Origin of the sequence: Ectopseudomonas chengduensis, assembly GCF_900102635.1 — a bacterium.
Taxonomy (GTDB): Bacteria; Pseudomonadota; Gammaproteobacteria; order Pseudomonadales; family Pseudomonadaceae; genus Aquipseudomonas; species Aquipseudomonas chengduensis.
This window is the reverse complement of record NZ_FMZQ01000002.1, coordinates 57,462-69,333: the sequence shown is the minus strand read 5'-3', so window position 1 is coordinate 69,333 and position 11,872 is coordinate 57,462. Positions and strand designations below refer to the sequence as shown.

General features: G+C 62.7%; 10 protein-coding genes. 5 read left to right on the top strand and 5 right to left on the bottom strand.

Annotated elements, in window-relative coordinates; translation table 11 throughout:
* Nucleotides 1–19 precede the first annotated feature (19 nt).
* Nucleotides 20–265, top strand: a complete 246-nt coding sequence (locus BLS08_RS04890) for a helix-turn-helix transcriptional regulator (RefSeq protein WP_011805740.1) — start codon at nucleotides 20–22, stop codon at nucleotides 263–265.
* Between the two features lie 91 nt (nucleotides 266–356).
* Here BLS08_RS04890 and BLS08_RS04885 read toward each other — a convergent pair whose 3' ends face one another.
* The 3 genes from BLS08_RS04885 to guaB form a co-directional block, all read right to left on the bottom strand.
* Nucleotides 357–1,559 carry a tyrosine-type recombinase/integrase gene (locus BLS08_RS04885; protein ID WP_011805741.1) on the bottom strand — a complete coding sequence of 401 codons (1,203 nt, stop codon included), beginning with the start codon at nucleotides 1,557–1,559 and terminating at the stop codon, nucleotides 357–359.
* A gap of 307 nt (nucleotides 1,560–1,866) precedes the next feature.
* Nucleotides 1,867–3,444 (bottom strand): glutamine-hydrolyzing GMP synthase, encoded by a 1,578-nt coding sequence (guaA, locus tag BLS08_RS04875; protein WP_090336130.1) that lies wholly within the window; start codon nucleotides 3,442–3,444, stop codon nucleotides 1,867–1,869.
* 261 nt (nucleotides 3,445–3,705) lie between these two features.
* Nucleotides 3,706–5,175 carry an IMP dehydrogenase gene (gene guaB / locus BLS08_RS04870; protein WP_090336128.1) on the bottom strand — a complete coding sequence of 490 codons (1,470 nt, stop codon included), beginning with the start codon at nucleotides 5,173–5,175 and terminating at the stop codon, nucleotides 3,706–3,708.
* Between the two features lie 144 nt (nucleotides 5,176–5,319).
* Here guaB and BLS08_RS04865 point away from each other — a divergent pair, with 144 nt between their 5' ends.
* A complete protein-coding gene (locus BLS08_RS04865) occupies nucleotides 5,320–7,422 on the top strand; it encodes a TonB-dependent siderophore receptor (RefSeq protein ID WP_090336126.1) in 2,103 nt (700 codons plus the stop codon).
* 84 nt (nucleotides 7,423–7,506) lie between these two features.
* Here BLS08_RS04865 and BLS08_RS04860 read toward each other — a convergent pair whose 3' ends face one another.
* Together BLS08_RS04860 and BLS08_RS04855 are read right to left on the bottom strand one after the other, a co-directional pair.
* Nucleotides 7,507–8,061 (bottom strand): sugar ABC transporter ATPase, encoded by a 555-nt coding sequence (locus BLS08_RS04860; RefSeq protein ID WP_090336124.1) that lies wholly within the window; start codon nucleotides 8,059–8,061, stop codon nucleotides 7,507–7,509.
* Nucleotides 8,062–8,117: 56 nt separating this feature from the next.
* On the bottom strand, nucleotides 8,118–8,585 hold the full coding sequence (locus BLS08_RS04855) for a multidrug/biocide efflux PACE transporter (RefSeq protein WP_090336122.1): 468 nt from the start codon (nucleotides 8,583–8,585) through the stop codon (nucleotides 8,118–8,120).
* A gap of 34 nt (nucleotides 8,586–8,619) precedes the next feature.
* Here BLS08_RS04855 and BLS08_RS04850 point away from each other — a divergent pair, with 34 nt between their 5' ends.
* From BLS08_RS04850 to BLS08_RS04840, 3 genes are read left to right on the top strand one after another with little or no spacing between them, the layout of a single operon-like run.
* A complete protein-coding gene (locus tag BLS08_RS04850; RefSeq protein ID WP_090336120.1) occupies nucleotides 8,620–9,552 on the top strand; it encodes a LysR family transcriptional regulator in 933 nt (310 codons plus the stop codon).
* 43 nt (nucleotides 9,553–9,595) lie between these two features.
* Nucleotides 9,596–10,975, top strand: a complete 1,380-nt coding sequence (xseA, locus tag BLS08_RS04845) for an exodeoxyribonuclease VII large subunit (RefSeq protein WP_090336119.1) — start codon at nucleotides 9,596–9,598, stop codon at nucleotides 10,973–10,975.
* Nucleotides 10,976–10,981: 6 nt separating this feature from the next.
* Entirely contained in the window at nucleotides 10,982–11,824 is an 843-nt protein-coding gene (locus BLS08_RS04840; RefSeq protein WP_090336117.1) for a M23 family metallopeptidase, read from the top strand.
* The last annotated feature ends 48 nt before the right edge of the window (nucleotides 11,825–11,872 follow it).

Here is an 11,872-nt window from a genome sequence, read left to right as displayed (position 1 = left end):
GACTGAAAGAGGCCAGGGGATGCAGGCAACGACAAGCAAGACGCTCATCAATCGGAAGAAGCTACTGGCGATGATCCCGCTGTCTGAGCGCACGATCTTCAACATGGAGCAGCGCGGGGAGTTTCCGCGCCGGATCGCACTCACCAGCCGAAACGTCGCCTGGGACTTGGCCGAGGTCGAGGAATGGATCGAGGCGCGGAAGTCGTCGGGCACTCAGGCGATGCGGCCTGGCTTCACCCAGTCGGTCGCCGCCGCCACTTTTTAGCCGCTAAAACGCCGCGCCCCTCAAGTGTCAATGACGCCCGAAGCCACACCTCGATGCTCGGGCGGCGCTGCTGAACCCGCCCTCCTCTGACTTACGCCTTCGGCCGTCTCAGCGTCCATTCGTCGATCATGTCCGCCCAGTCCTGCAACATCGCCGTGCGCTGCTCGCGGTACTCGGCCTTGTTGTAGACGGCCCTGACGCCCCGCTGTTCGTGCGCCAAGCACTTCTCGATCCAGTCCGTGTTGTAGCCGGCCTCATGCAGCAACGTGCTGGCCGTGCGCCGCAAGTCATGCGGCCCGAACTTGGCGAGCGACTTCCCTTCTTTCTGCGCCAGCCGATACGTCAGCGTCAGCACCTGGTTGAGCGTGGCGCTGCTCATGGGTAAGTCCGAGTCATACCGCGACGGAAGCACGTAGTCCGATCCCCCCGCGAAGGTTTTCAGGGCAATGAAGATGTCCAGCGCCTGCCGGGACAGGAACACCAGGTGCGGATTGCGCCGCTTCATCCGCTCCTTCGGGATCGTCCAAAGCGCGTCGCTGAAATTGATCTCGCTCCAGGTCGCGTTGGTCAGCTCGCTCTTGCGCACCATCGTCAACAGCAGCAGCTTGGCCGCCGCCCGAATGGATGGCGCTGTGCCGATGCGCTCCATGTACTGGTACATCAGGCCGATCTCGTCGGGCGTCAGCGCACGGTCGCGCGGCTCGAACTTGGCAATGGTCGTCGGGCGCACCAGCTCGGCCGGGTTCTCGACCTTCTGTCCGCGCTCGATGGCCCAGCGAAAGACCTGGAGCACCACCTCGCGGACATGCACGGCCGTCGCCGGCGCGCCGCGCTCGACGATGGCATCGGTCAGCGCGCGCAGGTCTTCGTGGGTGATCTCTACCAGCTTCTGATTGCCGAACTTCGGCTTCAGCTCGCGCTCGTAGACCGAGCGGCGCATGTCGCGGGTGGAGTCGGCCATCTGGTAGCCGCGCAGCCACTTTTCCGCCCAGGCCCCGAACGTCTCCGCGTCCTTGACGCGGGCCTTGTCCCGCGCCTTTTCCTTGGCCGGTGACTTCCCGGCCGCGATCATCTTCTTGGCCTCGCCCAACCGCTCGCGGGCTTCCGCCAAGGTGATGCCGCCGACACCGTAGCGGCCGAAGGTGATGGTCTCCTGCCTACCGTGGATCGAGTAGTTGTAGCGGAACGAGATCGCTCCGGCGGCCGTGACGGCTACATAGAGGCCGTCACGGTCATTCACCTTGTAGAGCTTGTCCTTCGGCTTGAGGTTGCGCAGCTTGGTATCGGTCAACATGGTTCTCGCCCTGATTCAGCTCAAATACCATGATCCGAAAATCGGCCCGCCTCGGCGTAAAACAACAATTAAATCATCGTGTTACGCAAATTCGATACCATGAACATCTGCAAGGTGGTTGCATGGTATCGGCGACTTCTCATGGCATAGAAGCATTCAATGCCATCCATCATGCCATGAAGAAACGGTGCTTGGCGATGCCAAATGTTGCCAGGCGGTGCCGAACGAGATCACAAAAAAGCCCGCAGTGACGCGGGCTTAGGTGTGTTTTCGTGCTACTAGATGCCAGCCGGTGCCAGACGTGGAATCACTCCCACTCGATGGTCGCTGGCGGCTTGCTCGACACGTCGTAGGTGACGCGGGAGATGCCTTCGATTTCGTTGATGATACGGCCGCTGACGGTTTCCAGCAGCTCGTAAGGCAGGTGCGCCCAGCGAGCGGTCATGAAGTCGACGGTTTCCACGGCGCGCAGGGCGACGACCCAAGCGTAGCGACGGCCGTCACCAACGACGCCAACCGATTTCACCGGCTGGAATACAACAAATGCCTGGCTGGTCTTGTGGTACCAGTCGGCCTTGCGCAGTTCTTCGATAAAGATGTGGTCGGCGCGGCGCAGCAGGTCGGCGTATTCCTTCTTCACTTCGCCGAGGATGCGCACGCCCAGGCCTGGGCCCGGGAATGGGTGGCGGTAGACCATGTCGTAGGGCAGGCCGAGTTCCAGGCCGATCTTGCGCACTTCGTCCTTGAACAGTTCACGTAGCGGCTCGACCAGCTTGAGGTTCATCTCCTCCGGCAGACCACCGACGTTGTGGTGCGACTTGATCACGTGGGCCTTGCCGCTCTTGGCGCCAGCCGACTCGATCACGTCCGGGTAGATGGTGCCCTGAGCGAGGAACTGGATGTTATCCAGCTTGCTGGCCTCGGCATCGAACACGTCGATGAAGGTGCGGCCGATGATCTTGCGCTTCTTCTCCGGGTCGGCTTCGCCGGCCAGGTTGCCGAGGAACTGTTCCTCGGCATCAGCACGGATCACTTTGACACCCATGTTCTCGGCAAACATGGCCATCACCTGATCACCTTCGTGCAAGCGCAGCAGGCCATTGTCGACGAATACGCAGGTCAGCTGATCGCCGATGGCCTTGTGCAGCAGCGCTGCGACCACCGAGCTGTCCACACCGCCAGACAGGCCCAGCAGCACGTTGGCATCGCCAACCTGAGCACGCACGGCAGCGATGGCGTCTTCGACGATGTTGGCCGGGGTCCACAGGGCTTCACAGCCGCTGATTTCCAGCACGAAGCGCGAGAGGATGCGACCGCCCTGCTTGGTATGGGTCACTTCCGGGTGGAACTGCACGCCGTAGTAGTGGCGAGTGTCGTCGCACATGGCGGCGATCGGGCAGCTCGGGGTGCTGGCGAGGATGTGGAAGCCTTCCGGCAGGCGGGTAACCTTGTCGCCGTGACTCATCCACACGTCGAGGCCCAGCACGCCGTCGGCGTCGACATGGTCTTCGATGCCGGCCAGCAGCTGGCTCTTGCCGACCACGTCGACACGGGCGTAGCCGAATTCACGCAGGTCGGAACCTTCCACCTTGCCACCGAGCTGCTCAGCCATGGTCTGCATGCCGTAGCAGATGCCCAGTACCGGCACATTCAGGTCGAACACCGCTTGCGGCGCGCGCGGGCTATTGGCTTCGTGCACCGATTCCGGGCCACCGGCGAGGATGATGCCGCGCGGGGCGAAGGCACGGATGTCCTCGTCGCTCATGTCCCAGGGATGCAGTTCGCAATAGACGCCGATCTCGCGAACGCGGCGGGCGATCAACTGGGTGTACTGGGAACCGAAGTCCAGAATGAGGATGCGGTGGGCGTGAATGTCGTGGGCCATGGCCGTCTCTCGTAGGTGTTCACAAATGACACGGGGCTGATCGAACAGCCCCGTTATTCATACATTGCAAAAATCGATTTGCCGCGTCGCGAGCGACGAGCAGGCAAGGCGGAGAGAAACGAGAAAGCGGAGTTTGCTGAAGCACGCATTTACTCACTTCGTTCGCCCTCCGGGCCGTCCTTTCGGACGTTCACTGGCGAGCCAGTGTCGAGTTTTTCTCCAACGCCGCATGCGCGAGCGCAGCAGCGTCAAATCGATTTTTTAGCCAACCCGATAGTTGGGCGCCTCTTTGGTGATCTGCACGTCGTGGACGTGCGACTCAGCCATGCCGGCACCGGTGATGCGCACGAACTCGGGCTTGGTGCGCATTTCCTCGACGGTGGCGCAACCGGTGTAGCCCATGGAGGCACGCAGGCCGCCCATCAGTTGGTGAACGATGGCACTCATCGCGCCCTTGTAGGGAACGCGGCCTTCGATACCTTCCGGCACCAGCTTCTCGGCACCGGCCGAGGAGTCCTGGAAGTAACGGTCGCTCGACCCTTGCGCCTGCGCCATGGCACCCAGCGAACCCATGCCACGGTAAGCCTTGTAGGAGCGGCCCTGGAACAGTTCGACTTCGCCCGGGGCTTCTTCGGTACCGGCCAGCATGGAGCCGATCATCACGGCGGAAGCGCCAGCGACGATGGCCTTGGACAGGTCGCCGGAGAAGCGGATACCACCATCGGCGATCAGCGGCACACCGGTACCAGCCAGCGCGGCAGCAACGTTGGCCACGGCGCTGATCTGCGGCACACCGACGCCGGCAACGATACGCGTGGTGCAGATCGAGCCCGGGCCGATACCGACCTTGACGCCATCAGCGCCAGCTTCGACCAGCGCCTTGGCGGCGGCGCCAGTGGCGATGTTGCCACCGATCACCTGGACTTCCGGGAAGTTCTCCTTGACCCAGCGTACGCGGTCGATCACGCCTTTGGAGTGGCCGTGTGCGGTGTCGACGATGATCACGTCGACGCCTGCATTGACCAGAGCAGCCACGCGGTCACCGGTGTCGGCACCGGTGCCGACGGCAGCACCAACGCGCAGACGACCTTGATCGTCCTTGCTCGCCAGCGGGTAAGCCTTGGCTTTCTCGATGTCCTTGACGGTCATCATGCCCTTGAGGGTGAAGGCGTCGTCGACGATCAGTACCTTCTCGATGCGGTGCTTGTGCAACAGCTCACGTACGGTTTCCTTGTCGGCGCCTTCCTTGACCGTGACCAGGCGCTCTTTCGGCGTCATCACTTCGCGCACTTTAGCGTCCAGACGATTCTCGAAACGTACGTCACGGGAGGTCACGATGCCCACCAGGTCGCCGTTGGACAGCACCGGAACACCGGAGATGTTGTGCAGGCGGGTCAGCTCGAAGAGGTCACGCACGGTGGCATCGGCCTCGATGGTGATCGGGTCCTTGACCACGCCAGCCTCGAACTTCTTGACCTTGCGCACTTCGGCAGCCTGCTGCTCGATGGTCATGTTCTTGTGGATGATGCCGATGCCGCCTTCCTGAGCCATGGCGATGGCCAGACGCGCTTCGGTAACGGTGTCCATGGCAGCGGACAGCAGCGGGATGTTCAGTTCGATGCCGCGGGTCAGGCGGGTCTTCAGGCTGACGTCCTTGGGCAGCACCTCGGAATAACCGGGGATGAGCAGGACGTCGTCGAAAGTGAGTGCTTCTTGGCTGATGCGCAGCATGGAGGGCTCCCGAGCGGGAAAATAAGAAGCGCGGCATTATACCCAGCGAGCTCATTTCACTCAATGCAAAGTGTGTCTCTAGGCAGCCATACCTCGAAACACATAAAATAATGATTCTCAAAAACCCTTGCACTTGAGTGCCAAATGAAATTCAACCGCTTTTCCTTGAGTAGCCAAGGCGCCGCCCTTCTCACTTTTTGCCTGCTTCCAGCGGGCCACCTGCTGGCTCAGGAGCTGGAGCTGCCCAGCCAGGAAGTCGTCGCGGCGCCCGTGGCTGACGAGAATGGCTACCAGGCCAAGCGCGCCAGTACGGCGAGCAAATCTTCAGTGGCACTCAAGGATGAAGCACAGTCGGTACAGGTGGTAACGCCACAGACCATCGAGGACTTTCAGGTCAGATCGCTGGACGATGCAATGAAGTTCGTCAGTGGCATGACCCAGAGCAACACCCTGGCTGGCACGCAGGATGGCTTCGTCAAACGCGGTTTTGGTAGCAACGCCGATGGCTCCATCCTGCGCGACGGCATTCGATCCAGCCTGTCGCGCAACTTCAGCGCCACCACCGAGCGCGTGGAAGTGCTCAAAGGGCCGGCCTCGCTGCTATATGGCGCGCTGGAGTCGGGCGGCCTGATCAACGTCATCAGCAAGAAACCACAGTATCAGTGGAATACGCGACTGAACGCAGACAGCTCCAGCTTCGGCGGTGGCAGCCTGGCAGTCGACGTTACCGGCCCCATTGCCGACAGCGGCCTGGCCTTCCGTCTTGTTGCCGAGCGCCAGCACGAAGACTACTGGCGCAATTTCGGCGAGGAAGAACACAGTTTGATCGCCCCCTCACTTAGCTGGGAAGGCGAACGCCTGCGCCTGAACATCGCCTACGAATACAAGGAATACAGCACTCCGGTGGATCGTGGCACGGTGATCATCAACGGCAAACCGGCGAAGGTGTCCTATAACGACCGCTTCGGTGAAAGCTGGTCGAAGGCCGAAGGCATCGATGAACTGCTCACCGCCACCGCCGAATATCAGCTCAGCGACGACTGGTCGACCCGCCTCACCTATGGCTGGAACAACGAGCGCTACGACTATGCCGAAGCTCGCCCCAACGCGCTGAATGCCACTACAGGCGCGCTCAGCCGCCGTTCTGACGGTAGTGAGCATGACAACCAGACCCAATATCTGGCCTGGGACTGGATCGGCAACGCCAGCCTTTTTAGCCAACGACATGATCTGCTGATAGGCGCAGATACAGAGCGCGTCGACAATTTCCGTGGCGATACCTGGCGCGGCCCAGCAGTGGGTGGCTTCAACATCTACAACCCGATATACGGCAATCTCGCGGCGCCTTCGTTACTCAATCCGGCGCAAAGTGATCGCAGCGACGAGCTGCACTCACGTTCGATCTACGCGAAGGACAACTGGCACCTGAACGACCAGTGGATCGTGGTGCTTGGCGGTCGCTACCAGCGTTTCGAGCAACTCGTGGAACAAGGCCGCGGCGCAACCTATACCCGCACCACCGACCGTACCGATACCACCTTCCTGCCCTTCGGCGGCCTGGTATTCCAGCTGAGCGACCAGGTGGCGTTCTATGGCAACTACAGCCGCTCTTTCGTGCCCAATGCCTCGGATACCAATACTGGCCAGGCATTCGACCCCGAAGAAGGCCGCAGCTACGAGCTGGGGGTGAAATTCGATTTGCCTCAAGGCATCGGCGCCAGCCTGGCGCTGTTCGATATCGAGAAGAAAAACGTCGTGGTCACCAACAACTCCGTATCGGAAGCAGCAGGCAAGGTCGGTTCGCGCGGCGTGGAACTGGATATCAGCGGCCGCCTGAGCGAGCACTGGGAGCTGCTTGGCAGCTATGCCTACACCGATACGGAAATCCTCGATGACCCGAGCAACGAAGGCAACGAGCTGGTCAACGCCGCACGCAATGTCGGCAGTCTCTACCTCGTCCATCACCTGCATTTACCCCAGGAGCTGGGTCAGTGGAAACTGGGTGGTGGCGCCCGCTATGTCGGCGAGCGTGCTGGCGACAACGCCAACACATTCTGGCTGGATAGCTACACCGTGGCCGATGCCTTCGTCACTTGGGACAGCCAATTGCTTGGAGAGAAGACGCGCCTGCAACTGAACGTACGTAACCTGTTCAACGAGCGCTACTACCCCTCCAGCGGCGGCAATCTACGCGTTGCCGTGGGCGAACCGCGCGAGCTGCGCCTGTCGGCCAGTGTCGAGTTCTAAAAAGCCTTTGTAGGAGCGACTTCAACCGCGAAGGGATTCGAGAACATCGCGGCTAAAGCCCCTCCAACAACGCCAGAACGTGGTTCACGCCGGATCGTCCACCCGCACCTGGCTCACCGCAAAGCCCAGGCGTTCGCCGAATTCTTCGACGAACGCCGGGCGCAGGCCGGCTTCAGCCCAGCCGTTGAAGATGAAGCCCAGGTTGGAAAAGCCGCACGGCTGCAGGAACAGGAAACCGTTGATGTCATCTTCATGCCCGCATTCCGGGCAGGTGAAGTTGTCGGTCTCCCCTGGCCACCACACCTCCAGGCTGTCGAACAGCGGCACGCCCACTTCCTTGCGGCATTCGGCGCAGCCCGCCTCTTCGAGAAAGCTGCGCGTCGGTACATAGATGCAGCGGTGGGTGATGATCTCCAGACCGTTGTGTGCCTGGCCATAAGGCAGCAAATCGGGACGCTGGGCGATACGCCGCGCGCCTGGCCCGATGGCGTAGGCCATACCGTTGCCACCCTGGCCGCAGGTGGTCGGCAATGCCTCGACGATTTCCCGTTTGACCAGCCAGCGCAGCATGGCCTGGGCCTTTTGCTCGTGAGCGGGAAGCGTGGATATCTGTGGGACGAGGATCAGTTGCGCGGTCATGGTGTTCGAACGGCTGGCAAGGAAAGGGCGGCAGCTTAGGCGCTACCGCCGGCAAATCAAGCCCCGCGACAGATCACAGCAGCCTGCTGCGCTTCACGACGGGCCACCCAGCGAGCACGCAGCACGTCGTAGATCCAGTTGAACGCCATGGTGTACGGCAGGAAAAACAGGATCAGCACGATGTCCAAGAGCAGCGCCTCGAGCAGACCGATCGACAACCACCAAGCCGCCAGCGGTACCAGCACGACGATCAAGCCCACCTCGAACAGCAGCGCATGGCTGACCCGCGCCCACAGCCCGCGCTCGAAACCCAGGCGACTCTGTGCCCGGTCAAAGAGGTAGTTGAACACCATGTTCCACAACATCGCCACGGTGGAGAACATCAGAGTCAGCACACCCAGGTGCAGTAGCGGTTTGTCCATTGCCCAGGCCATGGCAGGCGCACAGATAAGCACGGCAATACCTTCGAAGGCCAGGGCGTGACCAATGCGCTCACGCAGAGAGCGCGGCAGGGGCTGAGTCATGAAGCGAACCTCGTGATAAGTGACGACGAGCGCTATGATCATCGGAATATCAGCCAACCCAAAGGCAGCTGCCATCGGCAAAACCGATATGAATATTTCACCTGAATCGCTGCAAGCTTTCGCTCAGGCCGCCAATTGCGGCTCGCTCAGCGCTGCGGCGCGGCGCCTGGGCAAGAGTCAGTCGACCATCAGCGAGGCCGTCGCGCGCCTGGAAATCGACCTGGGCGTGGCGCTGTTCGAGCGCGGCCCACGCACATTGCAACTGACCGAAGCCGGGGCCAGCCTGCTGGCCCACGCCGAAGAAGTCCTGTGCGCCAGCGACCGCCTGGCGCGACACGCGGCCGGTTTGGCAAGAGGCCAGGAAGCGCGCCTGACCCTGGCCCTGTCCGACGCCTACCAGCCGAAACAATACGAGGTACGTCTGCAGGAGCTGGATCAGCGCTTCCCCGACCTGCAGTTCGAGAGCTTGATCGCCGAACAGGCCGATGTGCTCGACCTGGTTACCCAGGGCCGTGCGCAGTTGGGGCTACTCGGCGCACAACCAACCTACCCGCCGCATATCGCCCACGCCCGCCTGGAAATGAGCAGCGAGTTCGGCCTGTTCGTGGCCAACGATCACCCGCTGAGCAGGCTGGCCCAGGTACGTCAGGACGACTTGTCGCGCTGGCGCTTGCTGCGCCTGAGCAGCGTCGCCCATGACGATGCCAATACCGATGACCTGCCCGGCAGCGGCGGACGCTGCTGGGCCGCACCGGACTACCTGATGCTGCTGGAAATGGCGCGCCTGGGCTTCGGCTGGGCCGAACTGCCACGACAACTGGTCGATGCCTACGGCTTCGGTAGCCTGCATGAACTGCCCTGCAGTGGCTGGCCACGGCGGGTCACGGTGGACGCCATCTGGTCACGCCAGCGCGAACTCGGCCCGGTCGCGGCCTGGTTGCTCGAGCGCCTGCTGCAGGACGCCTGATGAAGGTCGCACCTGCGGGCCTCTCGGCTTATCATGCCGCCCCATGATCAATGATCCCTTTGCTCGCCTGAACCTCGACCGCGAGGTGCTCAGCGTCAGCCAGCTCAACAATCGCGCCCGCCTGCTGCTGGAGGACGTGTTCGCCGGCATCTGGGTCGAGGGGGAAATCTCCAACCTCGCCCGACCGGCCTCCGGCCACATCTACTTCACCCTGAAGGACAGCCAGGCGCAGGTGCGCTGCGCGCTGTTCCGGCAGAACGCTGCGCGCGTACGCCAGGCGCTGCGCGACGGATTGGCGGTGAAGGTACGCGGCAAGGTCTCGCTGTTCGAGGGGCGCGGCGACTATCAGCTGATTCTCGATGCGGTCGAGCCGGCCGGCGACGGCGCGCTGCGCCTGGCTTTCGAGGCGCTGAAGGAAAAGCTCGGCGCCGAAGGGCTGTTCTCTACCGAACGCAAGATCGCCCTGCCCGCGCACCCCAAGCGCATCGGCATCGTCAGCTCACCGACCGGCGCGGTGATCCGCGACATCATCAGCGTGTTTCGCCGCCGCGCGCCGCAGGTGGAGTTGAACCTGATCCCCACTGCCGTGCAGGGCCGCGAAGCCACCGCGCAGATCGTGCGCGCCCTGCAACGCGCCGATGCGCAGGGTTTCGATGCGCTGATCCTGGCCCGCGGCGGTGGCTCGCTGGAAGACCTCTGGTGCTTCAACGAAGAAGCCGTGGCCCGTGCCGTGGCTGCGTGCGTCACACCCATCGTCAGCGCCGTGGGCCACGAAACGGACGTTTCCATCGCCGACTTCGTCGCTGACGTGCGCGCGCCAACCCCTTCGGCCGCCGCCGAACTGCTGGCCCCGGACAGCAGTGAGCTGGTGCAGCGCCTGCACAATCTGCAACGACGCTTGGTGCTGCATATGCAGGGCCGTCTGGCCCGCGAACGTCTGCGTCTGGAAGGTGTGAGCAGACGCCTGCGTCACCCCGGCGAGCGCCTGCGCCAGCAAGCCCAGCGCCTGGATGACCTGGACATGCGCCTGCGCCGTGCCTTCAACCAGCACCTGGCCTATCAGCGCGAACGCCTGGCCCGTCTCGACGCGCGCCTCGCCGCCCAGCATCCGGGCCGCAACCTGGCACTGCTGCGACAGCGTCTGGATGGCCTGGCTACGCGCCTGCCACGCGCCATGCAAGGCCAGCTACGCAGCCAGCGCCAGCAACTGGGCGCACTGGCCGCGCAACTGCAGATCGTCAGCCCCCTGGCCACCCTCGGTCGAGGCTACAGCATCCTCCTCGACGAACGCGGTCAGGCCGTGCGCAGCGCCGCGCAGACCCAGCCCGGCCAGCGCCTCAAGGCGCGCCTGAGCGAAGGCGAACTGGACGTGCGCGTCGAGGACAACCACATACAACCGGCGACCTTGTCGCTCCTGGATTGAGAACCGATGTACAGCCTTACCCGCACGCAACTGTTCGCCGGCCTGCTGGCTCTGTGTCTTACCCTGCCCGCCTACTCCGAGGGGTTTATCACTCGCCTGCTGAACAAGCCGGTGCCGGGCGGTGTGGCAGTGCTCGATCTAGGCAACCCGACGCAGGCACCCAAAGTGCGCTATCAGGGCAAGCCGGTGCTGACCGTGCATGAAGACAGCAAGCGCTGGATCGCTATCGTCGGCATCCCACTCAGCGTCAAACCGGGCACTCAGCAGGTAGAGGTCGAGGGCGGCCAGAGGCTGAATTTCCAGGTGGGTGCCAAGCACTACACCGAGCAGCGCATCACCATCAAGAACCAGCAGCAGGTCACCCCCAACGCCGCCAACCTCAAGCGCATCGAACGCGAGCTGGCCGAGCAGACCCGCGCCTACCAGCAATTCAGCGCACGCCAGCCGAGCAACCTGATGTTCGACAGACCAGTCAACGGCCCGCTGTCCAGTCCGTTCGGCTTGCGTCGTTTCTTCAACGGCGAGGAGCGCAACCCGCACTCGGGCCTGGACTTCGCCGCCAACCGCGGCACACCGATCAAGGCGCCAGCAGCCGGCAAAGTGATCCTCATCGGTGACTACTTCTTCAATGGCAAAACGGTGTTCCTCGATCACGGTCAGGGGCTGATCAGCATGTTCTGCCACCTGTCCGAGATCGACGTGAAGCTTGGCGACGAAATCGCCCGAGGCGGCCACGTCGGCAAGGTCGGCGCCACCGGGCGCGCCACCGGCCCACACCTGCACTGGAACGTCAGCCTCAACGACGCGCGGGTCGACCCTGCGATCTTCATCGGCGCGTTCAAGCCCTGAACGCACGCAGCCTGCAACAGCCGCCGTTTGGGTTAATCGAGTATCTTT

Bases quoted from the DNA above. Each gene is read 5' to 3' on its own strand.
- BLS08_RS04890 (WP_011805740.1), top strand. From the start codon at position 20: ATGCAGGCAACGACAAGCAAGACGCTCATCAATCGGAAGAAGCTACTG.
- BLS08_RS04885 (WP_011805741.1), bottom strand. From the start codon at position 1,559: ATGTTGACCGATACCAAGCTGCGCAACCTCAAGCCGAAGGACAAGCTC.
- guaA (WP_090336130.1), bottom strand. From the start codon at position 3,444: ATGGCCCACGACATTCACGCCCACCGCATCCTCATTCTGGACTTCGGT.
- guaB (WP_090336128.1), bottom strand. From the start codon at position 5,175: ATGCTGCGCATCAGCCAAGAAGCACTCACTTTCGACGACGTCCTGCTC.
- BLS08_RS04865 (WP_090336126.1), top strand. From the start codon at position 5,320: ATGAAATTCAACCGCTTTTCCTTGAGTAGCCAAGGCGCCGCCCTTCTC.
- BLS08_RS04860 (WP_090336124.1), bottom strand. From the start codon at position 8,061: ATGACCGCGCAACTGATCCTCGTCCCACAGATATCCACGCTTCCCGCT.
- BLS08_RS04855 (WP_090336122.1), bottom strand. From the start codon at position 8,585: ATGACTCAGCCCCTGCCGCGCTCTCTGCGTGAGCGCATTGGTCACGCC.
- BLS08_RS04850 (WP_090336120.1), top strand. From the start codon at position 8,620: ATGATCATCGGAATATCAGCCAACCCAAAGGCAGCTGCCATCGGCAAA.
- xseA (WP_090336119.1), top strand. From the start codon at position 9,596: ATGATCAATGATCCCTTTGCTCGCCTGAACCTCGACCGCGAGGTGCTC.
- BLS08_RS04840 (WP_090336117.1), top strand. From the start codon at position 10,982: ATGTACAGCCTTACCCGCACGCAACTGTTCGCCGGCCTGCTGGCTCTG.